The sequence below is a fragment of the Dactylosporangium sp. CA-139066 genome (assembly GCF_050936175.1).
GTDB lineage: Bacteria > Actinomycetota > Actinomycetes > Mycobacteriales > Micromonosporaceae > Dactylosporangium.
In genome coordinates this window covers 4,408,123-4,434,955 of the sequence record NZ_JBNJNH010000001.1, presented here as the reverse complement: position 1 = coordinate 4,434,955, position 26,833 = coordinate 4,408,123, and the positions used below count along the sequence as shown (strand labels likewise).

The 26,833-nt window shown below is 70.2% G+C and carries 21 protein-coding genes and 2 pseudogenes; 9 read left to right on the top strand and 14 right to left on the bottom strand.

Translation table 11 applies throughout. The features are described from left to right. Nucleotides 1–151: 151 nt before the first annotated feature. From polX to ACQEVU_RS20250, 4 genes and pseudogenes are all read right to left on the bottom strand, one after another. Nucleotides 152–1,879, bottom strand: coding sequence for a DNA polymerase/3'-5' exonuclease PolX (gene polX / locus ACQEVU_RS20265; protein ID WP_433325727.1), 1,728 nt, complete (start codon nucleotides 1,877–1,879; stop codon nucleotides 152–154). Between the two features lie 102 nt (nucleotides 1,880–1,981). Then, nucleotides 1,982–3,808, bottom strand: coding sequence for a glycoside hydrolase family 15 protein (locus tag ACQEVU_RS20260; protein ID WP_433325725.1), 1,827 nt, complete (start codon nucleotides 3,806–3,808; stop codon nucleotides 1,982–1,984). Between the two features lie 70 nt (nucleotides 3,809–3,878). Further along, a pseudogene (locus ACQEVU_RS20255) lies at nucleotides 3,879–4,944 on the bottom strand (CapA family protein). A gap of 58 nt (nucleotides 4,945–5,002) precedes the next feature. Next, nucleotides 5,003–5,710, bottom strand: a complete 708-nt coding sequence (locus ACQEVU_RS20250) for an adenosine-specific kinase (RefSeq protein ID WP_433325723.1) — start codon at nucleotides 5,708–5,710, stop codon at nucleotides 5,003–5,005. Between ACQEVU_RS20250 and ACQEVU_RS20245 the strand changes: the two genes are divergently transcribed. Then, nucleotides 5,664–8,180 (top strand): ABC transporter substrate-binding protein, encoded by a 2,517-nt coding sequence (locus ACQEVU_RS20245; RefSeq protein ID WP_433325721.1) that lies wholly within the window; start codon nucleotides 5,664–5,666, stop codon nucleotides 8,178–8,180. The genes ACQEVU_RS20250 and ACQEVU_RS20245 overlap by 47 nt on opposite strands. Nucleotides 8,181–8,224: 44 nt before the next feature. Here the strand turns inward: ACQEVU_RS20245 and ACQEVU_RS20240 are convergent, their stop codons facing one another. Then, nucleotides 8,225–8,908, bottom strand: coding sequence for an alpha/beta fold hydrolase (locus tag ACQEVU_RS20240; protein WP_433325719.1), 684 nt, complete (start codon nucleotides 8,906–8,908; stop codon nucleotides 8,225–8,227). A gap of 152 nt (nucleotides 8,909–9,060) precedes the next feature. Between ACQEVU_RS20240 and ACQEVU_RS20235 the strand changes: the two genes are divergently transcribed. From ACQEVU_RS20235 to ACQEVU_RS20220, 4 genes are all read left to right on the top strand, one after another. Then, the gene (locus tag ACQEVU_RS20235; RefSeq protein ID WP_433325717.1) at nucleotides 9,061–11,772 is read left to right on the top strand and encodes an AAA family ATPase; all 2,712 of its coding nucleotides are present in this window, start codon (nucleotides 9,061–9,063) and stop codon (nucleotides 11,770–11,772) included. 197 nt (nucleotides 11,773–11,969) lie between these two features. Next, nucleotides 11,970–12,767: a hypothetical protein gene (locus tag ACQEVU_RS20230; RefSeq protein ID WP_433325715.1), complete on the top strand. Its 798-nt coding sequence runs from the start codon at nucleotides 11,970–11,972 to the stop codon at nucleotides 12,765–12,767. Between the two features lie 463 nt (nucleotides 12,768–13,230). After that, complete coding sequence (locus ACQEVU_RS20225; protein ID WP_433325713.1) at nucleotides 13,231–13,641, top strand: RNA polymerase sigma factor; 411 nt, start codon at nucleotides 13,231–13,233, stop codon at nucleotides 13,639–13,641. Further along, complete coding sequence (locus ACQEVU_RS20220; protein ID WP_433325711.1) at nucleotides 13,631–14,908, top strand: TolB family protein; 1,278 nt, start codon at nucleotides 13,631–13,633, stop codon at nucleotides 14,906–14,908. Before ACQEVU_RS20225 ends, ACQEVU_RS20220 begins: the two co-directional genes overlap by 11 nt. A gap of 219 nt (nucleotides 14,909–15,127) precedes the next feature. Here the strand turns inward: ACQEVU_RS20220 and ACQEVU_RS20215 are convergent, their stop codons facing one another. The 4 genes from ACQEVU_RS20215 to ACQEVU_RS20200 form a co-directional block, all read right to left on the bottom strand. Then, nucleotides 15,128–16,315 carry a glycoside hydrolase family 75 protein gene (locus ACQEVU_RS20215; protein ID WP_433325709.1) on the bottom strand — a complete coding sequence of 396 codons (1,188 nt, stop codon included), beginning with the start codon at nucleotides 16,313–16,315 and terminating at the stop codon, nucleotides 15,128–15,130. 394 nt (nucleotides 16,316–16,709) lie between these two features. After that, nucleotides 16,710–17,765, bottom strand: a complete 1,056-nt coding sequence (locus tag ACQEVU_RS20210) for a hypothetical protein (protein ID WP_433325707.1) — start codon at nucleotides 17,763–17,765, stop codon at nucleotides 16,710–16,712. Further along, nucleotides 17,762–18,262: a SigE family RNA polymerase sigma factor gene (locus ACQEVU_RS20205; protein ID WP_433335000.1), complete on the bottom strand. Its 501-nt coding sequence runs from the start codon at nucleotides 18,260–18,262 to the stop codon at nucleotides 17,762–17,764. The genes ACQEVU_RS20210 and ACQEVU_RS20205 overlap by 4 nt, the downstream gene beginning before the upstream one ends. A gap of 259 nt (nucleotides 18,263–18,521) precedes the next feature. Further along, nucleotides 18,522–19,391, bottom strand: coding sequence for a hypothetical protein (locus tag ACQEVU_RS20200; RefSeq protein WP_433325705.1), 870 nt, complete (start codon nucleotides 19,389–19,391; stop codon nucleotides 18,522–18,524). Between the two features lie 68 nt (nucleotides 19,392–19,459). On the opposite strand from ACQEVU_RS20200, the gene ACQEVU_RS20195 reads away from it, so the two are divergent. Together ACQEVU_RS20195 and ACQEVU_RS20190 are read left to right on the top strand one after the other, a co-directional pair. Then, nucleotides 19,460–19,942 carry an N-acetyltransferase family protein gene (locus tag ACQEVU_RS20195; RefSeq protein WP_433325703.1) on the top strand — a complete coding sequence of 161 codons (483 nt, stop codon included), beginning with the start codon at nucleotides 19,460–19,462 and terminating at the stop codon, nucleotides 19,940–19,942. A gap of 489 nt (nucleotides 19,943–20,431) precedes the next feature. Further along, nucleotides 20,432–21,175: an SDR family NAD(P)-dependent oxidoreductase gene (locus tag ACQEVU_RS20190; RefSeq protein WP_433325701.1), complete on the top strand. Its 744-nt coding sequence runs from the start codon at nucleotides 20,432–20,434 to the stop codon at nucleotides 21,173–21,175. A 210-nt stretch (nucleotides 21,176–21,385) separates the two neighbouring features. Here the strand turns inward: ACQEVU_RS20190 and ACQEVU_RS20185 are convergent, their stop codons facing one another. Next, the gene (locus ACQEVU_RS20185) at nucleotides 21,386–22,246 is read right to left on the bottom strand and encodes an SDR family oxidoreductase (protein WP_433325699.1); all 861 of its coding nucleotides are present in this window, start codon (nucleotides 22,244–22,246) and stop codon (nucleotides 21,386–21,388) included. 117 nt (nucleotides 22,247–22,363) lie between these two features. Between ACQEVU_RS20185 and ACQEVU_RS20180 the strand changes: the two genes are divergently transcribed. Beyond that, nucleotides 22,364–22,951, top strand: a complete 588-nt coding sequence (locus tag ACQEVU_RS20180) for a TetR/AcrR family transcriptional regulator (protein ID WP_433325697.1) — start codon at nucleotides 22,364–22,366, stop codon at nucleotides 22,949–22,951. A 23-nt stretch (nucleotides 22,952–22,974) separates the two neighbouring features. Here ACQEVU_RS20180 and ACQEVU_RS20175 read toward each other — a convergent pair whose 3' ends face one another. Further along, complete coding sequence (locus tag ACQEVU_RS20175; RefSeq protein WP_433325695.1) at nucleotides 22,975–23,382, bottom strand: hypothetical protein; 408 nt, start codon at nucleotides 23,380–23,382, stop codon at nucleotides 22,975–22,977. A gap of 155 nt (nucleotides 23,383–23,537) precedes the next feature. Beyond that, nucleotides 23,538–23,720 (bottom strand): hypothetical protein, encoded by a 183-nt coding sequence (locus tag ACQEVU_RS20170; protein ID WP_433325693.1) that lies wholly within the window; start codon nucleotides 23,718–23,720, stop codon nucleotides 23,538–23,540. Nucleotides 23,721–23,912: 192 nt separating this feature from the next. On the opposite strand from ACQEVU_RS20170, the gene ACQEVU_RS20165 reads away from it, so the two are divergent. After that, nucleotides 23,913–24,416, top strand: a complete 504-nt coding sequence (locus ACQEVU_RS20165) for a hypothetical protein (protein ID WP_433325691.1) — start codon at nucleotides 23,913–23,915, stop codon at nucleotides 24,414–24,416. A 493-nt stretch (nucleotides 24,417–24,909) separates the two neighbouring features. On the opposite strand, the pseudogene ACQEVU_RS20160 reads toward ACQEVU_RS20165, so the two are convergent. Together ACQEVU_RS20160 and ACQEVU_RS20155 are read right to left on the bottom strand one after the other, a co-directional pair. Then, nucleotides 24,910–26,087: pseudogene (locus ACQEVU_RS20160) on the bottom strand (RNA polymerase sigma factor); the annotation flags it as partial. Continuing rightward, nucleotides 26,080–26,262, bottom strand: coding sequence for a YciI family protein (locus ACQEVU_RS20155; RefSeq protein WP_433334998.1), 183 nt, complete (start codon nucleotides 26,260–26,262; stop codon nucleotides 26,080–26,082). The gene ACQEVU_RS20155 and the pseudogene ACQEVU_RS20160, both read right to left, overlap by 8 nt. Nucleotides 26,263–26,833: the final 571 nt, after the last annotated feature.

Below are 26,833 nucleotides of genomic sequence, written 5' to 3'. Positions count from 1 at the left end.
AGCCACAGCGAACCCTACGACCATAATGGCTGCCCGTCCGTACGTGAAGCCCGAGCTCAGAGCAGCCAACAAGCCATGCTGCGGCCCCAGACGCTGCGCCAACTCGCGCATCATCACCGGCCCGTCGGCGACCCGGCGCAACGCCATGCGTTCAAGAAGCCGGCTTGTTGAAGAAGGTGCGCAGCCTGCGCAGCGGCCACGTGTTGATGACCTCGTCCGCGGTGAGCCAGCCGCGCTGGGCGGTGCCGACGCCGTAGCGCAGGTTGGGCAGGTGCGTTGTCGCGTGCGCGTCGCTGTTGATGGCGAACCGCACGCCGTGCCGGCGGGCCTGGATGAGGTGCTCCGCCGGCAGGTCGAGCCGTTCTGGCGAGGCGTTGATCTCCAGCGCGGTGCCCGTGCGCGCGGCCGCCTCGTACACCGCCTCGAGGTCGACGTCATAGGGCTGCCGGCGGCCGATGAGCCGGCCGGTCGGGTGACCGATGATGTTGACGTGCGGGTTCTCGCAGGCCCGCACGAACCGCCGGGTCATGTCCTTGCGTGACTGGTTGAAGTGCGAGTGCACCGACGCCACGCACAGGTCGAACCCGGCGAGGAACTCGGCCGGCCAGTCCACCTCGCCGTCCGCGTCGATGTTCAGCTCGGTGCCGTGCAGCAGGTGCAGCTTCGGGTGCTCGGACGCGAGCGCCCGCAGCTCCTCGCGCTGGGCGAGCATCTTCTCGTCGGACATGCGCTGCATGAACAGGTTGGGCGCGTGGTCGGTGATGGCGAGGTAGGTGTAGCGGAGCCGCGCCGCCGAGGCGACCATCTCGGCGAGCGCGGCCACGCCGTCGGTGAGGTCTGTGTGCGTGTGCAGGTCGCCGCGGAGGTCCTTGGTCTGGATCAGGTCCGGCAGCTCACCGCGCAGGGCGGCCTCGATCTCGCCGCGGTCCTCGCGCAGCGGCGGCGGGATCCAGGGCAGGCCGAGCCGTTCGTACACCTCTTCCTCGGTCTCCGACACGATCAGGGTGTTCGTCGGCGCGTCGAACAGCCCGTACTCGGAAAGCTTGAGCTTGTGTCGCACGGCGATCTCGCGGGTGCGGATGTTGTGCGCCTTCGCGCCGGTGAAGTACTGCAACGCGGCGCCCCACGCGCTCGGCGGCACCACCCGCAGGTCGACCTGCAGGCCCTTCGCGGTGCGGATCGACGTCTTCGCCGCGCCATGGGCGATGACCTCGGCGACCAGCGGCAGCCCGACGAACGCGGCCATCAGCGCGTCGGAGCGTTCCGCGGCGGCGAGGACGTCGACGTCGCCGATCGTCTCGCGCATCCGGCGCAGGGATCCCGCGTACGTGCAGCGGACGCATCCGTCCACGGTGGACAGCGCGTCGACGACGTTCTCGGCCACCTCCATCGCCGCGTTCACCAGCAGCCGGTCCCCGGTGTGGTGCAGCAGCTCGATGCCGTGGCGCAGGTTGTCCTCGGTGCGGGCGCCGAATCCCTTGAGCCCTCGGAGCCGGCCCTCGTCGATCGCCGCCGACAGCTCCTCGACCGAGGAGACGTGCAGCTGCTCGTACAGGGTCATCGCGCGCTTCGGCCCCAGGGTCGGAATCTCGATCATGCGCCGGACCCCGGCCGGGATCTTGGCGCGCAGCTCCTCGAGCGCGGCGAACGTGCCGCCGTTGTGGAAGTACTCGACGATCTTGTCCGCGATCGACGCGCCGACGTTCGGGATGCCGCGCAACGTCTTCACGTCGGCGGCGGAGATGTCGTCCGGGTGGCCGGCGACGGAGCGCGCCGCCTTCTCGTAGACGCGCGCCTTGAACTGTTCCTCACCCGTGATCGCGATGAGGTCGGCGTACTCCTGCAAGTGCGCCGCGACCTCCTCGTTCGGCCGAACCATACCCCCAGCCTAGGTCTGCCGAGGGTCAGGCGGCGGGGTCAGGCTGCGGGTCAGATGGAGCCCTTGTCAGGTGGCCGGCGTCATCGGCGGCCCGGCCCGTGGTCAGCCGAGGGCGCGGTCGAGGTTGAACGCGGCGCTGATGAGCGCGAAGTGCGTGAAGGCCTGCGGGAAGTTGCCCTGTTGTTCACCGGTGCGGCCGATCTGTTCCGCGTACAGGCCGAGGTGGTTGGAGTAGGTGAGCATCTTCTCGAAGGCCAGCCGGGCCTCGTCGAGCCGCCCGGCCCGGGTGAGCGCTTCGACGTACCAGAACGAGCAGACCGAGAAGGTGCCTTCCTCCCCGCGGAGGCCGTCCGGGCTGACGGTGGGGTCGTAGCGGTACACCAGCGAGTCGGACACCAGCTCCGCGCTGAGCGCGTCGAGGGTGGCGAGCCAGCGGGGGTCGGTGGGGGCGATGAACTTGGTCAGGGGCATCATGAGGACCGCGGCGTCGAGGAGATCGTTGTCCTCCTGCTGGACGAACGCCCGCCGGGTGGGCGACCAGCCGTGGCGCATGATGTGCCGGTAGATCGTGTCGCGGGTCCGCCGCCAGCGCGGCATGTTCGCCGGCAGGCCGCGGTGGTTGGCCATGCGCATGGCCCGTTCGATCGCCACCCAGCACATCAGCCTCGAGTACAGGAAGTTCTTGCGTCCGCCGCGGGTTTCCCAGATGCCTTCGTCAGGCTGGTTCCAGTGGTCGCAGACCCAGTCCACCAGGCCGGCGATCGCATCCCAGTAGTCGCTGGAGATGGGCTGTCCCCACTTGTCGTAGAGGTAGACCGAGTCGATGAGCGCTCCGTAGATGTCGAGTTGCAGCTGGTCGGCGGCGGCGTTGCCGATGCGTACCGGGGAGGAGCCCTGGTATCCGGCCAGGTGGTCCAGCTCGCGTTCGGGCAGGTCGGTGCGGCCGTCAATGCCGTACATGATCTGCAGCGGCCCGGACGGACTGTCGTCATGCCGGGCGGTGCGATCGGACAGGAAGGTCATGAAGGCCTCGGCCTCACCGCTGAAGCCCAGTCGCAGCAGGGCGTAGGCGCAGAAGGCGGCGTCGCGGATCCACACATACCGGTAGTCCCAGTTACGCTCGCCGCCGATCCGCTCGGGCAGGCTGGTCGTCGGCGCGGCCACGATCGCGCCGGTCGGGGCATACGTGAGCAACTTGAGGGTCAGCGCGGAGCGGTGGACGGTCTCGCGCCACCGGCCGCGGTAACGGGAGGCGGACAGCCATCGCCGCCAGAACGCCACCGTGGCCTCGAATTCCTGCTCGGCCTCGGCTTGCGGGCATCCGCGCGGCGCGACGTCGTCGCCGATCCGGTCGAGGGCGAACACCGCGGATTCGCCTTCCAGGAGTTTGAACGACGCCGTCGCGTCCAGGGCGTCGTGTTCGACCGGTACGGTGGCGGTCAGGGCGAGTACAAGGTCGGCGGACTCGAAGCGGGTCTGGCCGGCGTGCCACCGGACGGTGTGCGGCTGTCTGGCGTAGTCGAACCGGGGGGCCACCCTTGCCCGGAACGGGATCGCGCCGCGCACGCACAAGACGCGCCGGATCAGCCGGTGGCGGCCGACCTCGCCGGAGTCGCCGGTGATCGGCATGAAGTCCTGGACCTCACCCACGCCGTCCTCGGTGAAGAACCGGGTGATCAGCACGTTGGTGTCGGGAAAGTAGAACTGCTTGGTTGTCGCCGGCGCATCGGCGGCCAGCTCGAACGACCCGCCACGGTCGGCGTCGAGGATCGAGGCGAACACGCTCGGGGCGTCGAAGCGGGGACAGCAGTACCAGTCGATGGTGCCTTCGGTGCCCACCAGGGCCACGGTGCGCAGGTTGCCGATCAGGCCGTGCTCGGCGATCGGCAGGTAGCCGGCACCCGCACCCAGCTGTCGCCCGCCGCTCATGCGTGTCTCCTTTCCCGTTCGGGGCCCGGCTAACGAGGGCCGGCGGATCCGAGCGGGCTCGCGGCCGTGATCAGCCGGGGCGCGACGCGAGCAGGCCGTCCTGGGTGACGCCGACCCGGGCGCCGTACCGGGTGCTGACCGAGTCGAGGACGGCGCCCAGCCACGCGGTGTCCTCGGGCGAAGCGCGATGCAGCCGCATGCGGCTGACCTGCATCGGTGCCATCCGCAGGTCGATCAGCGCGCCGGTGGCGTCGACGCCGGCCAGGTACATCAGCCGCAGGTCGTCGCGGTATCCGGCGTATCCTCGGATGCCTTCGTAGTCGTTGACGAGGTCGCCGCAGCCGTAGAGGACGAGCCGGTTGCGGTACACCTCGATCGGCCGTGGATGGTGCGAGGAGTGCCCGTGCACAATGTCGGCGCCCCCGTCGATCAACGCGCGGGCGAAGAGCCGCTGCTGCTGCGGGATCTGGTAGCCCCAGTTGGATCCCCAATGCACGGAGGCGACCACGACGTCACCCGGTCGCTTCACCTGCCGTATCTGGCTGACGACCCGCGCGGCACCGTCCGCGGGGAACTCGGGCACGAGATGGACGCCCGGCCGGTCGCCGGTCGCGGCCCAGTGCGACGGAATGCCGCTGGACGCCATCCCGAAAGGAGAAGACAAGGACCCTGCCGCGGTCGACGGCGACGACGGCGGGCCGCCGCGCCTGGTCCGCGTCCACGCCGGCGCCGGCCACCTGCAGGTCCGCCGCGCTCAGCGCGCCGAGCGTCTCCCGAAGTCCGCGGTACCCGAAATCCAGCACGTGATTGTTCGCCAGCACGCACGCGTCGGGCCGGGCCGCGCCGAGGCACGGAAGGTTCGCGGGACTCATCCGGTAGTGGACGCCCTTGCCCGGTTCGAACCCGTCGCTGCGGGTGACGCTGGTCTCCAGGTTCACGATACGGGCGTCGGGCGCGGCGTCAGCGAGGACGTCCAGGGCCTCGCCCCAGGGCCAGGCGAAGTCCACCGGGCGGGGAATCGGGCCGTTCGCCTCCTCCGCGAGGGCCACGTAGTCGCGTGCGTCGGTGACGTACCGCTCCCGCAGCGCCGGGTCGCCGGGGTGCGGCAGGATCTGGTCGACGCCGCGACCCAGCATCACGTCGCCGCACAGGAACACCCTCAATATGTCCACGATCGACCTCACAGGGCACGGGTCAGAGCTTGTAGCCGATGCCGCGCAGCAGGCTGCGGCGTTCGGCGACGTCGGCCTCGGTCTCCACGCCGACCGGCGGTTCGCCGTCGACGACGCCGATGATCCCGCGGCCGCGCCGGGTCACCGCGACGAGCACGTCGACCGGGTTTGCCGTCGCGCAGACGATGTTGCAGACCTCCGGCACGGCCTTGAGCGGGTTGAGGACATTGATCGGGAAGCCCTCCCGCAGCAGCGCCACGAACGCATGGCCCGCTCCGATCGCAGCGGCGATGTCGGTGGCGCGGGCCACGAGATCGTCATCGTTGCCGGAGCGGCGGATCAGGCGAGCGCCCGACGCCTCGCAGAAGGCGACCCCGAAACGCAGATGCGGGCCGACCCCGACCAGCGCCTCGTGCAGGTCGTCGACGGTCTTGATGAAGTGCGCCTGACCGATCACGATGTTGGTGCCGTCGGGGATCTCGACGCTGACGACCTCGACCGGCACGGTCATCTCGACCATCACGTCCTCCTCACGGGCCGAGCAACGAACCGCGGACGATGAGCCCATCGCCAGGAGCCTCATCGCAGTCCAGCGGGTGTCGGAATCCGCACCTTCAGCTGCTTCAAGTGTGACGCGGCGACCGCTCCCCCACGCCACACCCCGGACGGCTATCGTCTGCGGAATGCACGATGGGCGATGGCTCGGCATCGATTTCGGGACGTCCAGCACGGTCGCGATGGTGGCCCGTGCCGACGGGCGGGTCGGTCCGGTGCTGTTCGGGGAGACGCCGGTCCTTCCGTCGGCGGTCTGCGTCGACGCCGACGGGCAGTTGCTGACCGGCCGGGACGCGCTCTACCTGGGCCGGTCCCGGCCTGAGTGGCTGGAGCCCAACCCGAAGCGGCACATCGACGAGGGCGTGGTGCTGCTGGGCGAGCGCGAGGTCGCCGTCACCGAGCTGGTCGCCGCCGTCCTGCGCCGGGCCGCCGGGGAGGCCGCCCGGGTCACCGGCGGCGGCGGGCCGGTCGTGCTGACCTGCCCGGCGGGGTGGGGGCCGCGGCGGCGCGCGGTGCTGCTCGAGGCAGCCGAACGGGCCGGGCTCGCTGCCGTCAGGCTCGTGGCCGAGCCGGTCGCGGCGGCGTCGTACTTCGTGCACGTGCTCGGCAACGACATCCCCGCCGGCCGGTGCGTCCTGGTCTACGACCTCGGGGCGGGCACGTTCGACGCCTCCGTGGTACGCCGCACCGCCGACGGCTTCACGGTGCTCGCCGAGGAGGGCATCACCGACGCCGGCGGCCTGGACATCGACGCGGCGATCGTGAGCTACCTCGGCGCGGTGTACTCGTCCGGGGCGCCCGAGGCATGGGCGCGGCTGAGCCGGCCGGGCGGGCCGGCCGAACTGCGCGCCAACCGGCAGCTCTGGCAGGACGTCCGCGACGCCAAGGAGATGCTGTCGCGGTCGGCGACGACGAGCATCCACCTGCCGCTGCTGGAGACCGACGTGCCGCTGGGCCGCGAGCAGCTCGAGCAGCTGGCCAGGCCGGTGCTCGACCGGACGGTCGCGGCCACCCGGACCGCCCTGCGGGTGTCCGGCATCGGCCCGGACGAGCTCGCGAGCGTGTTCCTGGTCGGCGGGTCGAGCCGGATCCCGCTCGCCGCGACGCTGCTGCACCGCGCACTGGGCATCGCACCGACCGCCTTCGAGCAGCCCGAGCTGGCGGTGGCCGGCGGCAGCCTGCACGCCCCGGCCGCCGCCGCACCGGCCACCGCCCCCGTCACCGGTCCCGCCGGCGCCCCGGTCACCGGTCCGGCCGGCGTCCCGGTCACCGGTCCGGTCACCGTGGTCCCGCCGGTGCCCGCGTCGTCGCCGGTGTCGGCAAGCCCCGCCGTGCCGGTGTCGTCGGTGCCCGTCTCGCCGGTGGCCGCGCCCGTCTCCCCCGGGACCGGGCAGTTCACCGACGACCGGACCCCGCCGTCGGCCTTCCCGGCGGCCCCGCCCGCGGCCCATTACGCCCCGCCCCCGGCGGCCCCGGTAGCAGGGCCGCCACCGCGCCCGGCGGGCCGTGGACGGCCGGCCGTTGTCGCGATCGTCGCGGCCGCGGCGGTGCTCGGGACGGTGGCGGCCGTCGCGATCCTGGCTCGGGGCATCGGGAACGGCACAGGCGGCAACGTCTCGTGTACCAACCCGGCGATCGCCTTCATCGGCCCGCTGACCGGCAGCCAATCCCAGCAGGGCACGGCCGCGAAGGAGGCGGTGCGGGTGGCGGTCGAGGAGTACGGCGCGGCCCATCCCGGCTGCCGCGTCGAGCTGAAGCCCGTCGACACCCAGAGCGCGGCCGGGTCCGTCGCCGTCAAGCTCGCCGCCGGCGAGCTCGACGCTCACGTGCTCGGCGTCGTCGGCCCGATCTTCACCGAGGACGTCCTCGCCGCGGGGCCGAACCTGGAGGAGGCCCAGGTGCCGTTCATCACCCCGAGCGCGAGCCGCACCGAGCTGTCCGGGCACAACTGGCAGATGTTCCACCGCTCGATCGCGACGAACCGGGGCGTGGCCGCCGCCGCCGTCAAGTACCTCGGCGAACAGCAGCACAAACAGTCGATCTACGTCGTGACCGACCAAGGGGCCGCCGGAAAGGACCTGCGCGCCGGTGCCCTCGCCGCGGCCGGGGCGTACCTCGCCGGCAGCTTCGAGTTCCCCACGGGCTACAACTTCGCCACGCTCGCCACGACCATCGCCGGCAGCAAGGCCGACGCTGTGTTCTTCAACGGGCAGCCCGCCGACGGGGTCGCGTTCGTCAACGCGGTGCGCACGGCGGGCTTCGCCGGCCCGATCGTCGCCAACGGAGACCTGTTCGACCGGACCTTCGCCAGCGGCGTGGCCGCCACCAAGGGCGACATCTTCCTGGCGTGCACCTGCCTGCCCGCGCCCGACGGCACCTTCCGCGACAAGATGCAGCTCTCGCCGGGCACCGGCCCCGAGTGGTACGTGGCCAGCTCCTACGACAGCGCGAACTTCCTGCTCGACGCGATCGGCAAGGGCGCCACCACTCGCCGGCAGGTCGCCGACTACCTTGCCGCGAAGACCTACCACGGCATCCTCGGCGAGTACCGATTCACCAGCACGGGCGAGCTGTCCGGCGCATCCGTCGCCGTCTTCAGCGTCGGCGCGGGCAGCTTCGCGTACAAGATGAACATTCCGGTCTGACGGGGAGGTGCAGCCCGGAGGCCCGGGCGGCACCTCCGTGCATCTCACGCCAGCGAGGCCGCCGCCCGCTTGATCAGATCGGCGACGACACCGGGACGTGACACGTAGATCGCGTGGCTTCCGGGCGTCTCCGCGACCGTCGCCCCGATGCGCTCAGCCATTGAGGCCTGCGCGGCCGGGGGGATCATCCGGTCCTCCGTGACGTGCAGGTACCAGCTGGGCTTCGTGTGCCATGCGGCCTTGGTCACGATCCCGCCGAGCGCCTCGAGGCCCCAGGGCACCTGCGAGTCGGCCATGAACGCCGCTTCCTGCGTGGACACGTCGGCGGCGAATGACTCGGCGAACTGCACACGGTCGAGGAACAGGTAGCCGCCGACAGGCGGCAGGATGGGCGGCTGCGGCCCGTCGGCGGGGAAGGTACCGAGGAGCGTGTTGACCGACTCGCCCTGGTCGGGCGCGAACGCGGTGACGTAGACGAGGGCTTCGACCCTCTCGTGGTTGCCGGCTTCGGTAATCACCGCGCCGCCGTACGAGTGGCCGACGAGCACGACGGGACCGTCGAGGGTGTCGAGCACGTCGCGGGTAGTGGCGGCGTCGTCGGCGAGCGACTTGGTCGGGTTCTGCACGACCCGGACGTCGAAGCCGTCCGCTTTCAGCTCGTCGTACACCCCGCGCCATCCGGCACCGTCGACGAAACCACCGTGCACGAGAACGATGGTGGCATTCATGTTGGCTCCTTCCAGGATCTGGTGACAGGAGCGAACCTAGAGTTGACGCGGCCTCGGCGGATCTGTCAGATGACCTAGTTCGTCGCCTTCTGCGACGGACCGGCACGCGGCGGCGCAGTAGAGTCTGAGCCGTGCCGGGTCCGTTATCCTCCATGCGGCTCGTCGGCCGCGAGCGCGAGCTGGTGCTGCTGCACGAATTCGTCGACGACGCGGCATCCGATGGCGGCGCCCTCCTCATCGTCGGCGAGGCAGGCGTCGGTAAGACCGCGCTCCTCGACGCGGCGGCCGCCCATGCCGCCACTATTGGGGTACGCGTGCTGCGTGCGTCCGGGGTCGAGTTCGAGGCCGAGGTGAGCTTCGCCGGCCTCCACCAACTGCTCTCCCCGCTCAGGGCCGAACTCGCTGCCCTCAAGCCTGACTATCGGCGCGCGATCGGCGTGGCGCTGGGGCTGGAGGAGGGGCCGCCGCCAGATCCGCTGACGCTTGTGAATGCGCTGCTCGCGCTCCTGGCCGGCGACGCATCCGTCCTGGTGGTCGTCGATGACCTGCAGTGGCTCGACCGTGCGAGTGCCGCCCTCTTCGCCATCCTCGCCCGGCGACTGTCCGGCACCGGGGTCGGCCTGCTCGGCGTCGTACGGGCCGGGGAAAGCCGTGTATTCGAGGATGCCGGACTTGCCGAGATCGCGGTCGGACCGCTCGACGACGACGCCGCCGCGGCGCTCCTCGCCGAAGCATTCCCCGGACTCGTGCCTCGAGCGGCCCAGCGGGTGCTCACCGAGGCGCAGGGGAACCCGCTGGCGCTGATCGAGCTTCCGGCACACCTCGGCTCGGGTGTCCCCGAGCCCTCCCTGGGCCGCACCCCCGTTGGCCGGCGGCTGCAGGTGTACTTCGCGCGCCAGATCGACGGGCTGCCCGGCGAGACACGCGCCCAGCTGTTGCTGGCCGCACTCGACGGCACTGGCGAGCTGTTCCCGGCGATATCGGTCAGCGACCTCGAGCCAGCCGAGCGGGCCCGGCTGATCCACATCCATCCCATCACGCGCGGCATTCAGTTCCGCCATCCGCTCACCCGTTCCGCCATCGTCCGGCGGTCGACCGACGAGGAGCGCCGGCAGGCCCATCGACAACTGGCGAACCGGCATCAGGCGGATTCGCAGCGTCGCGCGTGGCATCTGGCAGAGGCCACGTCCGGGCCGGACGAGCAGATCGCGCAACTGCTCGAAGCGGCCGCGCTGAAGACGAAGGGCCGCGGCGACCCCGTCGGGGCGATGGGCCTGCTGCTCCGGGCCGCGGAACTGAGCCCCGGACCTGATGACCATCACCGTCGTGCCATGTTCGCGACGTACCTCGGCGCGGATATCACCGGCGATCTCACCGCCCCGAACGTGCTGGCGGCCGAAGCGAGCACCGGACGGAGTCATACGATCGCGGCCGCCGTTGCCGCGGCCGCCTACATGGTCAACAGCGGCGGCGACATCGACACCATCCACCGGCTGCTCCTCGGTGCGCTGCGCAACGCCGGCCATCCGGTGAGGGTCTGGGACGCGCCGTTGCAGGAGATCGTGTACGTCCTCCAGGCGAACTGCTCGTTCGGCTCCCGCGCTGACTTGGTGGCTGATTATCGAGCGGCGCTCGACCGGCTCGGCCTCGACCCTCCGGAGGTCCTCGGACTGCTCGGCAGCACGTTCCTCGAGCCGGCGCGCCTAGCCCTACCCTCGCTCGTGCGGCTGGATGAGGCGATCTCCGGAATCGGCGATCAGGCCGATCATGCTCACGCCGTCCGCCTGGGCATCGCCGCGATGTACGTCGACCGGCTCGCGGGATGCCGCAATGCGCTGTGGCGGGTCGTCGACCACGGTCGCGCCGGCGGCGCAATCGCGTCAGCGATCAAGGCGTTCGCGCTGCTGGGCTTCGATGGGCTTCTCAGCGGCGACTGGGACTGGGTGCTGAGCCTGGCCGAGGAGGGGCTCGCCTTCACGACGCGGCACCACTATCGACTACTCGGCGGGTTCCTGCAGTACGACCAAGCCATGGTCGCGGCAGCCCGCGGCGACCGCGACACCGTCCGCAGGATCACCGACGATCTGGTCAGCTGGGCAGCGCCGAACCGGATCGGCTTCGTGCTGCAACTCGCTTCGCACGCGAAGGCGCTGGCCGCGTTGAGCCATGGGGAGTTCGAGACCGCGTACCACCGAGCGGCCGAGATCTGCTCGCCCGAAACGGTGCCGCTCTACAAACCGGCCGCGCTGTGGGTTCTGCTGGACCTGGTTGAAGCCGCCGTCCGGGCCGGGCGGATGACCGAGGCGAGTACGCACGTCGCCGACATCGACACCGCAGGCGTTGCCGCGATCTCGCCTCGACTGGCCCTCATCGCCGCCGGGGCCGCCGCGATGACGGCCCCGGGCGACGCCTACCGCGACGCATTCGACGCTGCGCTCGCCACGACGGGGGCGAGCCGCTGGCCGTTCCCGCAGGCGCGGATCCAACTCGCATACGGGGAGCGCCTCCGACGCGCAAAGGCCACAACCGAGGCGCGCAAACAGCTGACCGACGCACTCGACGCCTTCGAGCGACTCGGCGCCGCCCCGTGGGCGGCACGCGCGCGCAGCGAACTGCGCGCAAGCGGGCTCGCCCATAACCAGACGCCCACTCGCGCGATGATGGACGCGCTGACCCCGCAGGAACGGGAGATCGCCGGGCTCGCCGCCGCCGGTCTGACCAACAAGCAGATCGGGGAGCGGCTGTACCTGTCCCCCCGCACGGTCAGCGCCCATCTGTACAACGTGTTCCCCAAGCTCGGCATCAGTTCGCGAGCCGCGCTGCGCGACGCTCTCGGCGACGCTCCGCCCTCCGGGTCGATGTAAGTGCAGCCACTGGTGGCACGACGCGACCTGCAGATGCAGGCCGACGTCCGGTTCCCTCGTTCGTGAGTTCGGGACCCACCCATGTGGATGGAATGCCGGCGGTTGAGCCCAACGCGCCCGAGTCGCGATCGACGCCCTTTGCCGACTACGCTCCGTGAGTAGGGTGTCCCGGCGCAGTCGGAGGACGCCCGCACGCGATGTCGCTCAGCCGGGTGTGCTACGGCGTGACGGTGCTGTCGATCTTCGAGTCGGGCCCACCAGGGATAGGACTCGTCGTGTCGTGCGGCGGCAACCATCGGCGCGTCGCGTTCCTGTCCTTCGACCCGCGGACTGGCCAGGTCCAGCCGCTCGCGGCGGTATCGACCGCGAACCTGCCCCGCATGTCTGGTTACGGTGGGGGTACCTGGTCCGACGCCGACCGAACCGCCATCATCCAGTACAGCACCCTGGGCTGCGCGGGCGTGGGGACACTGGCCGGTGCAACGGTGCACCCGCTGGACCTCGAGGTTGTGGTGTCCGGCAGTTCGGTACGTCTCGCCGATGCCCTGCCGGAGGTCGGCGGAGCGGGATGCGCGGCCCGCGCGCTGGCCCGGGCTCCGGCCCTGTCGTCGCACGGCCGGTTTCTCGCGTTCTTCGTGCACGTATGTGCAACGCCGTGCAGTGGCCCGATGCCCGATGCGCAGCCCGGGCCGGTCGCCGTGGACGCGATCTGGCGGATTGCGGTCCAGGATCGACTCAACGGCACGGTCACCGTGGCCGACGCCGAGTTCCGGTGGCCCTTGGGCGCGGCACTGACCGACGATGGCGTACTCGTGATCAGCGCCGGGCAGGGCGATACGGCCGGGCTGTACCAATGCGGCATCATGACGTGCGATAACCCCGCCCGGTTGGCGAGTGGCCGGTTCGACTCTGTGCAGATCCGGCCGGACGGTGAGGAGCTCGTCGCGTTGCGGCAGGGCGCAGACGAACCGACCTTCGTCCCGCTCAGACGGTGACGGCCGTGCTGTTGCGCCGCGTTCGCAGACATCGGCACGACGCGAGCCAACCGGCACCGACCAGTGGCACGCTAGAAACGATCCCATCGTGGCAGATCAGTGCGCTCGTAGCCACAACCGGCCATTGCGACTCGGCCTTCGGCCGGGTCGTGGCGTTCGCTCACCGCTGCCGTCATGCTGGTCCTTGAGGTGTTACCCGCTTGCAGAATGCTCTTGCCGGCTTGCATCTGCTGTTGAGGATGCTTCGCATGTCGACGTCTGAGGGTGCCGTGGCGCAGGCCGTCACGCTGGCGTTGCGCGGGCGCCGAGGGGGACGACTGACCGCAGGACGCGGGCCCGGGTGGGCGATTCCGGGCCGGGTGGAACCGGTCGCGGCCGCTGTGCGCCTGTAGGAGGTGACCGTGCTCTCGGAACCGGCCGTCCGGGCGACTTCGACGCGCTCTACGCGGCGCAGTTCGCTCCCATGGTGCGGCTGGCCTGTGTGACGACCGGAAGCGTACCGGCGGCGGAGGACGTCGTGCAGGAGGTGTTCCTGGCGTTGCTGCACCGTCCGGACGTCCGCGAACCGACCGCATGGCTGCGCCGCGCCGTCGTGTCCAGATGCACCTCCTGGGTGCGCCGTCGTCGGCTGGAACGACGCCATGCCAGCCAGCCTGAGCCTGAACCGCTCGTGGCGCTGGGGCCGGACGCGATCGCCGTCCGCGCCGGCCTCGCCAGGCTGCGGCCGCGGCATCGGGCGGCCATCTTCCTGCGCTACTACCTCGACCTGTCCGAGGCCGATATCGCCGACGCGCTGAACTGCCGGCCGGGCACCGTCAAGTCCCTGCTACACCGGGCCCACTCCGCACTGCGGGAGCACCTCGATGACCACTGACCAACGCCTGCGCGCCGCCGTCCACGAACTCGTCGAGGCGATCCCCGTTCCCACGGTGGCGCCTCCCGTCATCCCGCTGACCTCTCGCCGGTCATGGCGGCCAGTGCTCGTGGCCGCCGCCGTCGTGGTGCTGCTGCTTGCGGTGGGGCTGGTGCGCTTGCCGGCGACGCCGAGCGCACCTGCCGCCGGTCCCGACACGCTACCGCGCGTCTTCGCCGGTCACTCCCTCCTCACCGCCACCGTCTCCGCCGCGCCGGCCGGGCCCGCGATCGCCATCTACAGGTACGGGCAAGGCGACATGCCCTTCCAGACCCCGCAGCTCATCGCCGTCGGGACAGACGGGCGCACTTACCGCGTCATCGACCTCGCCAGGAAGCGTGGCCGGTCCGCCGACGCCCTTGCATTCGCCCTGCTGTCTCCCGACGGCAGCAGGGTCGCCGTCGCCGACACGCTCGGGCCGGTCCAGGATGTGGCAATCGTGGACCTGACCACCGGCCGCACCCGCGGCTACCCGGTGCCTGCCGGCTCGGCGGTACAGCTGCTCGCCTGGTCGCCGGACTCGAAGCGGCTCGCGTACGCCATCGCGCCGTATCGGGCGGACAGCAATGGCGACCCCCGGGCCGCGCTCGCCGCCGACGGCGAACTGACACTGCTCGACCTGGCCACCGGCGTCACGTCTCCGGTAGCCGGACAGCGCGGGGTGCTCGACGCGGCGTTCTCCCCCGACGACAGAACGCTGGCCGTCCAGGTCGGCGCCGAGCTGCGCCTCCTCACCGCCGGCGGGAGCACGGTCGTCCCGCTGCCGGACAGGCACCGGCTCGGCGGCCCGGCCGCCTGGTCGCCCGACGGCACCCGGCTCGCGCTCTTTCGGGTGGCCGCGGGCAGCCCGTCCTGGGCCGCCGGGTATTGGGCACCAGACGGGCTGGCGGTCCTCGACCTGTCCACCGGAGTGTCCACGCCGCTCGACACCAACGCGACCGGGGTCCTCGGTTGGCAGGGCGCCGACCTGTTGGCGACCAATTACGAGACAATTGTCTCGGTGCCCCCGACCGGGCCGGCCCGGGTCCTCGCCCGGCTCCAACCCGGCAACGACCACTGGATCGACACGGTGCAATTGGCGACCGCCCGCACCGGCGACCTTCAGGTACGGGAAACCGGCGTCGATCGTGGCCCGTGGCCATGGTGGCTGTGGGCGCTCGCCGTCGGGCTGCTCCTCCTCGCAGGTGGCGTCGTACGCAAGGTACTGCGCCGCCAACGGGCTCATTGACACCGCGGCATTCGATGCCCCGCCTACAGGAGGACGACGCCGACGTCTTCGTCGAAGCCGAGGCGAACCGCTTCTTCGCCCGCATTGGGCCTTCCGCCACTGCGTAGCACTGACTGACCGCGGTCGTTGCCCGCATTGGCGGCCGTGAGATGGCACCGGCGCCGGACGACGGGAGGTGGCCCGCCGGCCGGCACCGGACGGATGTGAGCGGTGGACTGACTAGGAGATGGTCACCGAGTCGATGTTGGCGGCGCCGCCTGCGGTGGTGCCGGTGACCCGGATGGTGTTGGTGCCTGCGGTCAGGGGCACCGAGATGGACGCGGTGGCCCAGGTGTCCCAGTTGGCGGTGATCGGGAAGTTCAGCGTGCCGCGTGAGGTGCCGTTGACCGAGATCGTCGCGGGCCGCGCAGCGCTGGTGCCGTCGGAGTACCGGAAGGTCAGGGTCTTGGTCCCGGCGGTGGCCGCGGTGACCGGGATGTCGACGTACGCGCCAACTGCGTTGGCCGTATTGGCGAAGCCGGTACCGGTGAAGCCGAGGTGGTTGGAGTCGAATGTGCCACCGGCTGACAGGGTGCCGGTCTCCGCCTCGAACGTGTTACCGGTCGGCGGCGCAGTCGTGGGCGGTGTGCCCCCCATGCTTGCGCCGAGGCTGTCCAGGGCCGTCTGGACCTTGGCCTGGATGTTGTCGTTCAGGTTGGCGTTGGTGCCGTTCACGACCCAGGACGAGCCGGAGAACATCACCACGGTTACGCCGTTGTCAACGCCACCGGTGGTGCCGCTGCTGGGGATGCCGAGCAGTTGGGCGGCCTTCACGGACCCCTCGCCCAGTTCGCGGGAGTCGTTGTCCGAGGTGGTCTGGTTGTTCGCGGTCTGCGTGTCGCCGAAGATCGCGCCGATGCACTTGCCGTTGTAGAACATCAGGGCGAACTGCCGGCCCGTCATGTTGTGTTCCTTGTAGAAGAAGTGCGGGCAGGGGGACGTGCGGTCCCAGCAGTCGTCGCCCAGCACGTAGAACGGCACGTGGTGTGCGCCCAGGGCCTTGCCGTTGCTGTCCGACCAGGTCGTCTGGCCCTGGTGGTCGGGGTCGGGATCGGGGTCGCTGCCGTCGGTGTCGATGGCCAGGCCGGAGGTGTAGGCGTAGACGCCCGGCGCGACCTGGTACACGTTCACGTTCTGGGCCCGCGTCATGGTGTTGATGTGGGGCTTGGAGTTGACCTTCTTCGCGGTCGTCATGTTCGCCTGGACGCCGGCCAGCACCTGGGCGGGCGTGAACGAGGTGGCGGCAGCGGGGCCTGCCTTCACAGTGGTGGGCGTCGTGGCGGCGTCGGCGTTCCTGATGGCGAGCGGGATGGCGAGCGCGAGAACCGCGGCGGCTGCCACGGCGAGGCGCGTACGGGTCGGTGACATGGGTTGGCGGCCTCCATCTATCTGTTAGTCAGACTGATTAACAGATAGAAGCACTCGAGGCCCCCGCGCACAAGCATCTTTATGAGTCAATATCTCGCCGCGTTGCACCTCGGGCGCCTCGCGAAGGAGCCGATCGACACGGAAGGCATCGCCGACCTCAGATTGTGGAGAAACTGCCGATTTCCGTGGGCTCGGACCGGCACCCGCTCATCGACAGTTCAGCGCACCGGCCGATCTGCTGTGCTGAACACTCGTCGCGCGGCGTGACCGAAACTGTTACACAGCGGCATGCCAAAGCACGTGATCTTGGCGTCGAGATTGCTGTGCCTTGGAGCATGATGCGCAGCGGCGGTTGGGTTCGTGGGGCGGTGGCGCACGATGCTGGACGGCAATCTCAGCCCGGCGTCGCCGGAAGCCAGCGCTCCGGCATCGAGATGTCCGGGGCGGACCGGACAGCCTTGCCCACCGCCAGTACCTCGGCTTCGGTCGCGCCGCGGGACGTCGTCATGGCCAGGGTCAGCTCGCCGAACTCCGGCAGTTGCAGCTGCACTCCGTCCTCGACGGGCACCAACGCCGCCGGCCAGCCGGCCACCTTGCGGTCCAGCGCAGCGTCTTCGTCGTCCTTCGTGCGCGGCTCCCGTTTCACGACGATCATCATGATGCGGTGCGCCGTGCCGGTTTGGCTGTAGGTGATGGTCGCGCCGTCCAGGGACGCCCGCTGCTGTTCGGGCAGCAACCGCAGCGAGACGTCGCAGTCCTCCACGGCGTAGCCGGTCGGCAAGGCGACGGGCGCGGCCGGCACTGCGCAGTGCGTGCGACGGTCGAGGCGGACGTGCTCGGCCAGCTCCATGGCGAGTGCATCGCTGCCGGCGGTCACGTGCATCCACACCCCGGCACCGTCGGCGATCTCCCACACCACCCGGTGGAAGTCGCCGGAGCGGTACAGCGTCGCCGTGCGCTGCCCCACGGTGAGCGCCTGCGTCGATTCCGCGGCTTCGATCGGCGTCGGCTTGTCCAGCAGCTGCAGCTGGGCGCTGGCCCCCCGATCGTCTCGGAGCCGCAGCCCCGGCTCCGGCCCGAACCGCACGTCGTACAGGTCGTACGCGGCAGGAATCGCATCGAGTGCGAACGGCAGCTCGTCCGGGTCGCCGGCGGTCACCTCGGCGCGGCTCGGCAAGCGAGACGCGTCGGTCGTGGGCAGCCCGGGAACCCCGGGCACGACGACGAGCGGGGAAACACCGACCGGCATCGACGGCTCGCCGTGGTTGCGGTACACCGCGATACCGATGACCAGGGCACCGGTCACCACCAAGGCGGTACTTCCGGTGGCCAGTCGGCGCGTCGCGATCCGGCGTCGGCCCCGCCTGGCGGCGCGCTGCGCCAAGACGGTGAGGTCCGCCCGGCTTTCGGCCCGCTCACGAAGTGTCTCGGTCAGCAGTTCGTCGATCATGTCACGCTCCCAGAGGTCGAGGTGCTCGGTGCCGGGAAATGTCCCCGCAAGGTCGCCAGCCCGCGCATGGCATGGGTCCGGACGGTCGCCGTGGAGCACGACAGGATCTCGGCGATCGCCGCGTCGCCGAGGTCTTCGTAGTACCGCAAGACCAGGACTGCGCGCTGTTTCGGCGGCAGCGCGCGGATGAGGCGCCACATCGCGTCCCGGTCGGCCAAGGCCTGCTCATGGTCGCCGCCGCCGCGGCGATCGGGGACGGCGTCGGTCGTGACTTCCTGATTGGTCAGCCGCCGCCACCACGAGATGTTCGCGTTGACGAGCATGCGGCGCATGTACACATCGGGGCGGTCGGCAGTACTGATCCGGTGCCATTTCGTATATGCGCTGGCCAACACCTCCTGCACGAGGTCCTCAGCCCGGTGCGGGTCGCCGGTCAGCAGGCAGGCGAGGCGAAGCAGCGCGGGCCCGCGGGCGTGCACGTACTCGTGGAAGTCCATCTTCCGAACAGACGCATCCGGCGGCCGCAACCGTTGACCCAGCACGCGGTATATCGCAGGCCAGGCGTGATCCTGCTGCACGCACGTCGGCAGATCCGCACGCCGAGCAACCGCTGGGCCATCACGCTGCGTAGAGCGCGGATCGCGGCAGAAGTGCGCACCTGACCTTGCGCCCGGATCGCGGCCACGACCGTCTTCCTCTGGAGCGCGAGCGGCACTCGCGCGGTGTAGCGCGCATCCCGCCGCTGTGCGCCCTCGGTCAGTACTGACCTCGGTCGGGAAGATCACGTATGACGCGGGGTTCCTCGAAGTTTCGATTGTCGATGACGATGTCCGCTTGTTCGGCGGGGCGGATCTCGGCCAGGTAGAGCTCCTCGCCGGGGATGTAGTAGGTGCGGTAGCGCTCGGCGGCGGCCTCCGCCGAGTCCATCCACGCCTGGTCGCGGACCGTGCCGCGGTACAGCACATCCGCTACTTCGATGTGGAGGTAGACGCGCAGGTCCCAGTGCCGGGACAGGGCCGGTTTCTGCAGGAAGCCGCCGTCCGCGATGAGGATCGCGTCGTCCGAGGTCTCCTGGACGCCGGAGTCGATCGGCGTGCGACCGCTGAAATCCATGATCTGCGTGCGGTAGCGGCGGTTGCCGCCGGGACCGAGCGGCACCAGCAACTCATCGCGGATGGCGTCGACGTCGAACATCTCGAAGTAGTAGCTTTCCGGCGAGCCGGGCGGATATTGCGTACGCAGGTCAACATGCCGTTTGAAGTGGTCGACCGTGACTCGGAGCACGGGCCGCGCCGTCTTCCCCCGCAGGGTGGCGGCCAGCTCGTCGGCGAGGGTCGTCTTGCCGGCAGCGGAGTGGCCGTCGATCCCCACCCGTGTCGGGTGATCCAGTCGCAGCGCGAGGATCCGGTGGGCCAACCCGTCGAGTACCTGCTGCCGTGCCATGGTCATCGAACGTTTGTTGTCAGAGGTCGGATCGGCATCGCCACAGAATGCCGCGTCGACGGACAGGCCTGCAAATGTTCGCGGAGGCGTAGTCCTCGTGCTTCCACGTTGACCCGGCACCTGCGCACGCTCATCGGCAGATCCGCGCGCCGAATCGCCAGCTGGGCCGTCACGGTCGATCACCGTGCTCCCGCAGCGGCAGATGCGGTAAATCGGTTGCACGCCGTTTCGGGTGCGAAAGCATGACCCCCATGAGTGTCTTGGACACCGGGTGGCGCGAACCGGCAACAACTCGTCGCGCCGGGCCGGATGACGCCTCCGCGGTTGCGGACGTCATCATTCGTTCCCGCCGCGCCGCTGCCGGCGCGATTCCCGCATCGGTCCACTCGGATGTCGAGATACGCGAGTGGATCAGCGCTGTCGTCGTCCCCGAAAGGGAAGTATGGCTGACGGAGGACGACAACGGCCGCCCTTTGGCGGCGCTGGTTCTGGACGGTGACTGGATCGACCAGCTCTACGTCGAGCCCGCGATCACTGGCCGCGGATTGGGCTCACAGCTCGTCGAGCTTGCCAAGTCACGCCGTCCCGAAGGGCTTCAGCTCTGGACGTTCGCCACCAACATCGGCGCGCAAAGGTTCTACCTTCGCCATGGCTTCACCGAGGCTGAGAGGACCGACGGATCCGGCAACGAGGAGAAGGCGCCGGACATCCGCTTCATTTGGAGCCCTGTGTAGATCGTGATCCACTCCGGTATCCGCTTCGCGGCTTCAGGTCTCCTCGACGGCCCGAACATCCCTTACCGCCCGTGACAAGCGGTGACCAGCTGGCGCGCACCATCGGCGGTGCCATGAGCGGGCACACCTGGGTGCGACGTTGTGACCCGGAAGGTGTGAGCATTCCGCGGTGGTCATGGAACCGATCCCGAGCTATGACGATCTCGTCTGGTTGTTTGAGGCCGAGCCGACCTGCCTGGACGCAGCCGACGAACGTCCGGCAGACAGCCGCTGTGGCTGCGGATGGAGCCGGACGTTTTCCTGCATTGGTCGTACGACTCCACGAGTTGATCTGAACACGCACGGACATCGGCATGAGAGGGCACCCGACCGCGGCGCGGCGCTGCAGCCGTGGTGAGATGGACTCCGCTTCTGCGACCGTGCTGGCAAGGCATGCCTCTGGCCGCAGAACATCGTCCGACCGCAACCCGTCAGAGGGGCCACGGCGCCATGCTCACGCCAGCATCGTTCGTCGTCACCGGGGGCGCTCAGGGCGTCGGTCGGGCTATCACTGAACGCCTGACAGACGTCGGTCAGGTCGTCGTCGTCGATGTCATCGGTGAGCTGGACTGGCGGCACGAGCGGGTCATCCTCGTCACCGGCGACGCCCGCGACCCCGAGACGACACAACGAGCAGCGGCGGTAGCCGAGACCGCTGGTCCTCTTCTCGGCTGGGTCAACAACGCCGCGATCTTCCGCGACGCCGGCCTCGCAGACGCCTCGGCTGTCCGGATTCTGGACCTCATTACCGCGAACTTGGCGCTGGCCCTGACCGGCTGCCACACCGCCGTCAACCACTTCCTGGCCCATCAGCGGGCCGGCGCCATCGTCAACGTCTCCTCCCACCAAGCCCAGCGCCCAGTCCGCGGAGCGCTGCCCTACGCGACCGCGAAGGCAGCGGTCGAGGGCTTGACTCGCGCCGTCGCCGTCGACCACGGGCCAGCCGGGATCCGCACCAACGCCGTCGCACTCGGATCGATCACCACCGCCCGGTTCGAGCAATACCGGGCAGAGCATGTCGAGGTGGACGCCCAGATGGCCGCCCTGCACCCGCTCGGAAGGGTCGGCACCCCGAACGAGGTCGCGGACGCCGTTGCCTTCCTGCTGTCTCCCGCTGCGGGATTCATCAACGGCGTCATCCTGCCTGTTGACGGAGGACGAGCCATCAACGGACCCGACCCCGAAGCCACCTGACGGGTCCAAACGCTCGCCCGTCGGCATGAGTGCGCACCTGATCAAGGGATGTGCCGACTTCGCAGCGGCAGCCGGGCGCACGAGATCCGCGGGCGCCACGCCAGTTCGGTGCTTACCGTTATGCCTCGGTTGTCGCGACGCTTGCGAGCGCGGCGGCGGCGCTGTAGCGAAGCCATTCGACCGCGGTCGACACCTCCCAGCTCGTCTGGGCTAGAAGCTTGCCGTTCTCCCCGTGCGGCCACGGGTGTCGGCCGGGTAGTGCTTGCGCAGGTCGGAGGTCGTCATCCGGTCGAGCATCCGGTCGGGAAGGACGCGGGAAGCCCGGATGAGGAAGGCAGCCGTCGCGCCGATGGTGTAACGGGTGCGGGGCCTGTCGTCGGTCACCGCTTTGGCGATTCTCTTCGCGGCGACGTCGGAGGTCACGCCGGCCTTGGTGAACGCGGCCACGTGGGAGGGTATTGCCCGCATCAGAGCGTCGTAGCGCGCGTACTGCTCGGGCGTCATCCCGTCGTCGAGGCGGCCAAGGGCGGCGAGGCCGACGCGGGACATCTCGGTTTTGACGCCGCCCGGTTCGACCACGATCACTCGCACACCGTGGGGTGCCAGCTCGTTGCGCAGGGCGTCGCTCATCGCCTCCATTGCGAACTTGCTGGCGGCGTACGGTCCGTAGCCGGCCATGGAGATCTTGCCGTTGAGGGAGCTGATGTTGACGACGCGTCCCTTGCCGCGTAGCAGCGCGGGAATCAGGCTCTGGATGACGGCGACGTGGCCGAAGAGGTTCACCTCGAAGATGCGCCGCCATTCGCTGAGCGGCATCACTTCGACCGGGCCGGCGCCTGGGACGCCGGCGTTGTTGACCAGCGCCCGCAGCGGCCGCGGATCCCGCTCAACCCGTGCGGCGAGCGCGGCGACGTGGTCGGGGTCGGTGATGTCGAGGATCACCGGCTCGATGCCCTTGGCCTTTGGGGGCATCCGGTCGCTGTCGCGCCGTACGCCGGCGAGGACATGGAAGCCGCGCCGAGCCAGTTCCCGCGCGGTAGCCGCGCCGATGCCGGTCGATGCCCCGGTCACGACCACAAGTTCCCGAGTTTCAGATGACGCTGTCATCTCTTGAGTGTGCAGCACTGAGATGACATCGTCAACTGATTCAAGTGACTTAGTCATCACAAGTGGGCTAGACTCCTCCGCATGATCAGCCGTGCCGAATCAGCCGCCGCCACGCGCCGCGCCCTGCTCGACGCGGCCGCTGAGCTGCTCGATACCGGTGGTCTCGACGCCGTGACGTTGCGCGCGGTGGGAGCACGCGCCGGAGTGACCCGCGGGGCTCCCTACCGGCACTTCGCCGACAAGGAGAGCCTGTTGATCGCCGTCGGGACCCGGGCCTGGGACATGCTCGGAGACCGTATGCAGGCCCTTCGCGCGGATCCGGGCCTCTCACCCGCCGAGAAAATGCGCGGTGGCCTCATCGCACTAATCGACATTGGTCGCTCTCGGCCGCACCTCTACAAGCTCATGTTCAGCACCCCCGCCGGCGACCCCACAGCACTCGCCCGTGCCGCCCAGCGAAGCCAGACCGAGTTCCTGGCCGTCGTCGCCGACCTGGTCGGCGAGCAGGACGCCCGCCGATACGCAGCCCTGCTCATCAGCAGCGCGAACGGGATCGCCGGCCTCGCGGCCAGCGGCCAGCTCGCCGACCCGAAGTGGGGAGGCGTCTCCGCCGAAGACCTCACCGACACCCTCGTCGACATGATCGCCGGCAAGAGCCGGCACGCATGACCGGCGACAAACGGCCTCAACGGCTACTGCCAGAAAAGCGGTGAGATGCGCCCGGACGTCATCGGCTCGCCGTCAGAGTCCGGGTCGGGGCGGTACCCGGTCGACTGGTTGGCCACCGCGACCACGTCCCAGCCGGATGCGGCAGGGGCGAATGCGATCTCGCCACCTGCGAGGACGTCGTGTCCGCCGGCCAGCGCGACGTGTTCAGAGCTCCGGGGTGCCAACCTGAGTTCACCGTCGAGCGACACGACGAAGGTGAACGGCTCGACGAGTTCACCGCGGTTGCGCCCAGCGAGCCAGCGTGCGAGGGCGGCAGCCGTCTGGACAGCTACGGTGTCCAGCCCCACCACCCGGCCGCGCAGCTCAGGCGGACCAACGTAGCCGTACCGCCTGGCATGCGTCACCGGGCGACGGTATCCGAACAGCGGCATGTGCGGACGCCAAGATCGTCGAACGAACGGAGGTTCGGGCGGTCGACGGAATGCTACGTCGTGGAGCGGGCGGTCAGCTGCCGATCAACTCCATTGACCCACCGTCCTGGCCGGCCCACACCTGCGTGCCGGCCGACCGCGAGATCGAGATGAAGTCACGTGCATGAGCGATCTGGAACTGCATCGCTGCCACCGCGAAACTCGATCACGACCTCACGCTCCGGCGGAAAGTTGTACGACATTCCTTCCGGTTCGATGTTGAGGTCGAACCCCTCTTCCGCGTCGTAGCTGCTAAACACCATGCGGACCTTGGTTGGTTCGCCATGTTCGGTCGTCACGACCATGATCGTCGCACGAGACATTCAGTAGTACACCCGCCCTGCGGGTCGACCGTGCTTCAGCAACGTTCCGTGGCGGCCTGTCGCGGCATGAGCGGACACAACGGTCGTTGCATTGCCGGCAGCTGTTGTCACGTTCGGTCCGCACGAGGAGCTGTCCGGAGCCGCGGCTGTGGTGCATCATGGGCGCCGATGGAATTCGCGCTGTTCTCCGATTACGAGCAGATCGAGCTGTATGACGTGGCCTCCGGTGCGCTGCTTGCCGACCACTGGGCGCCGGACGAAGCCAATCCGTTGGGTGAGCTGTTCGCGCTGGCTGACGACGCCGTCGCGATCTGGACCGGCGTCAACGCCCACGTCGTCGTCACCGTCGAGGTGCTGGCCGCCCCGGCACCCCTCGACGCGGACGCCTTCGCGATCGTCGCCGAATGCAGCCTCCGCTCGCCGTCGGGCCGACTGCGCCTGACCTGCCCGACGTACGGCGAGCACGACGGCGACCGTTTCGACGTCCCAGCCGGCGGCCTGCGCCTGCGGGTGTCGCTGACGCACGAACTGCTCGCCGCGCAGTTCCGCACCGGCAGCCCGTTCCCGCTGCGCCTGCAACTCTGGCCGGCGCCGCCAAAGCCGCCGGTCGTCGTCAAAGACTTCGGTGTACCAGCGAACGCCGAACCAACGGATGGCAGGCCTCGCCGGTAGGAACAGGCCGGGTCAGCGCCCCGGGCAGGTCGTCCACGCTCCGCTCGTCCCTGCGCCTTCAGGTTGTAGCAGATCTCCTCACCGCCCGAGAAGGTGGACTCGCTGGTCAACAGGTACACGAGCCGGTCGAGATACCGCTCGCCGAGACGCCCGATGAGCCAATGCAGGACACGGTCACCGCGGCGCAGTTCCTGTGCGCGGCGATCGGGCGGCTGGTGCTGGTGCACCGGTGGGGGCCCGCGCCGGCGGTTCGTGGTGCCGCTCGTCGCGACCTGGCTCGGCGTCGGCGGGATGCTCGCCAGCGGGTTCCTGGGCGGGCCGACGATCCTCACCGCCAGTGACGACGGGCCGCGGTGGGCGGCGCCGGGCCAGACGTTCACCGGGGTACGCCACCGGCACGCTCCTCACCAGCGTCGCCGGTGCCCCGATCAGGGTCGTCGCCCTGTTCCTGCCGGTGGATCGCGGCGGGCTCGGACGGGGCGACGCGCAGCAGGGCACGGGACAGCAGGTGCCGCTGCTCGTACCGGTTCGTGGTGAGCCGGGCGGCGGCCCGGTACCAGTGCGCGGCCTCGGCGGGCCGGCCGGCCATCGCCAGCAGGTGCGCGCGGACGGCGGCGGGCCGGTGGCTGCGGGCCAGCCGCGGGTCGCCGGCGACGGCGTCGAGCACGGCGAGCCCGGCGGCCGGGCCGTGGACCATCGCCGTGGCCACCGCCCGGTTCACGGTCACGACCGGGTTGCCGGTGACGGTCTCCAGCAGCCGGTACAGGCCGAGGATCTGCGGCCAGTCGGTGTCCGCGGTGGTGCCCGCCTCGGCGTGCACGGCGGCGATCGCGGCCTGCAGCTGGAACGGACCGGCCGGCCCGGCCCGCAGCGCCGCCACGGCCAGGGCGGTGCCTTCCCCGAGCGCGGCCCGGTCCCACCGGGTGCGGTCCTGCTCGTCGAGGGGCACCAGCGCGCCGCCGCGGGTGCGCGCGGCGCGGCGGGCGTGGGTGAGCAGCATCAGCGCGAGCAGCCCGGTGACGTCGCCGCGGCCGGGGAGCCGGGCGTGCAGCAGCCGGGTGAGGCGGATCGCCTCCGCAGCGAGCTCGACCCGGTCGAGGGTGTCGCCGGCGGTGCCGACGTAGCCCTCGGCGAACACGAGGTACAGCACGTCGAGGACCACGTCGAGACGCTCGTCGAACTCGCCGGGCGCCGGCAGCCGGAACGTGGCGCCGGCCTCGCGGATCCTCGCCTTCGCGCGGCTGATCCGCTGAGCGACGGTCGCCTCCGGGGTCAGCAGCGCCCGGGCGATCTCGGTGGTGCTGAGCCCGCCGACGGCGCGCAGGGTGAGGGCGAGCTGCGCGGCCGGGGCCAGCGCCGGGTGACAGCACAGGAACAGCAGCGTCAGCGAGCGTCCTGCTCGGGGGCGGCGGAGACCGGCGGCCGCCAGGCGGCCTCGCGGCGGGACCGGGCCTGTTCGCTGCGCAGGTCGACGAGGCGCCGGGACGCGACCCGGATCAGCCAGGTGCGTGGCTCGGCGGGCACGCCGCGCGCCGGCCATTGTGCTGCGGCGGCCAGCAGCGCCTCCTGCACCGCGTCCTCGCAGGCGTCGAAGTGCCCGTAGCGGCGCACGAGCGCGCCGAGCACCTGCGGGACGAGGTCCCGCAGGTGCTCCGTGAGCGGCTCAGCCATGCATGATCGGGCGGACCTCGACGGTGTCGCCGACAGCGTCGGCGATGCGGGCCGCGATGGACAGGGCCCGGTCCTGCCCGTCGCAGTCGATGATCGCGAAGCTGGCCAGGACCTCACCGGTCTCCGCGTACGGGCCCTCGCTGACGAGCGACCCGCGCCGCACCGTGCGCGACAGGGCCGGGTGGCCGAGGCCCTCGGTGGTGAGCAGCTCACCGGAGCCGGTGAGCTCCTTGACCAGGTCCCCGTAGAACGTCGACGGTGTCCCATTCGGCGAGGCTGGTGTACGCCAGCAGCAGGTACTTCACGCGATGCGCTCCATGTCGGCGTGGTAGCCGCCGCCCGGATAGACCCAGTCGCCGGTGAGCCGGTCGCCGGTGGCGTCGAACGTGCCCCGGAAGTAGCCGGGGGAGCCCTTGAACCCGCCCCAGATAGTGAGGTGTCGCCGTCGAGCTCGTACACGTAGTCGAGGGTGCTGCGGTCGGCGTCGTACGCGCGCGACTTGATCTCGGTGCCGGGCTCCCCACCGAACCGCGGTGTTTCAGCGCGTCGATCTTGGCGAGTGCGGGCGTTTGCGTGCGTCGTACCCGCTGGAGTGGGTGGTTCGAGCGCGGGGATCACGCGAGTGGGCGTTCGACCGCCGTTGGCGGGTCGTTGCGCAGTCGGGACGCCCACGACGTGGTCGAGGCGGCTGTCGGCGGGTGGAACGGTGCCCACCCGCCGACAGCCGGAACTGGCTCGGTACGTCG

Coding starts and splice junctions, on each gene's coding strand:
- polX (WP_433325727.1), bottom strand. CDS start 1,879: ATGGTTCGGCCGAACGAGGAGGTCGCGGCGCACTTGCAGGAGTACGCC.
- ACQEVU_RS20260 (WP_433325725.1), bottom strand. CDS start 3,808: ATGAGCGGCGGGCGACAGCTGGGTGCGGGTGCCGGCTACCTGCCGATC.
- ACQEVU_RS20245 (WP_433325721.1), top strand. CDS start 5,664: ATGCACGATGGGCGATGGCTCGGCATCGATTTCGGGACGTCCAGCACG.
- ACQEVU_RS20240 (WP_433325719.1), bottom strand. CDS start 8,908: ATGAATGCCACCATCGTTCTCGTGCACGGTGGTTTCGTCGACGGTGCC.
- ACQEVU_RS20235 (WP_433325717.1), top strand. CDS start 9,061: ATGCGGCTCGTCGGCCGCGAGCGCGAGCTGGTGCTGCTGCACGAATTC.
- ACQEVU_RS20230 (WP_433325715.1), top strand. CDS start 11,970: ATGTCGCTCAGCCGGGTGTGCTACGGCGTGACGGTGCTGTCGATCTTC.
- ACQEVU_RS20225 (WP_433325713.1), top strand. CDS start 13,231: ATGGTGCGGCTGGCCTGTGTGACGACCGGAAGCGTACCGGCGGCGGAG.
- ACQEVU_RS20220 (WP_433325711.1), top strand. CDS start 13,631: ATGACCACTGACCAACGCCTGCGCGCCGCCGTCCACGAACTCGTCGAG.
- ACQEVU_RS20215 (WP_433325709.1), bottom strand. CDS start 16,315: ATGTCACCGACCCGTACGCGCCTCGCCGTGGCAGCCGCCGCGGTTCTC.
- ACQEVU_RS20210 (WP_433325707.1), bottom strand. CDS start 17,765: ATGATCGACGAACTGCTGACCGAGACACTTCGTGAGCGGGCCGAAAGC.
- ACQEVU_RS20205 (WP_433335000.1), bottom strand. CDS start 18,262: ATGGACTTCCACGAGTACGTGCACGCCCGCGGGCCCGCGCTGCTTCGC.
- ACQEVU_RS20195 (WP_433325703.1), top strand. CDS start 19,460: ATGAGTGTCTTGGACACCGGGTGGCGCGAACCGGCAACAACTCGTCGC.
- ACQEVU_RS20190 (WP_433325701.1), top strand. CDS start 20,432: ATGCTCACGCCAGCATCGTTCGTCGTCACCGGGGGCGCTCAGGGCGTC.
- ACQEVU_RS20180 (WP_433325697.1), top strand. CDS start 22,364: ATGATCAGCCGTGCCGAATCAGCCGCCGCCACGCGCCGCGCCCTGCTC.
- ACQEVU_RS20175 (WP_433325695.1), bottom strand. CDS start 23,382: ATGCCGCTGTTCGGATACCGTCGCCCGGTGACGCATGCCAGGCGGTAC.
- ACQEVU_RS20165 (WP_433325691.1), top strand. CDS start 23,913: ATGGAATTCGCGCTGTTCTCCGATTACGAGCAGATCGAGCTGTATGAC.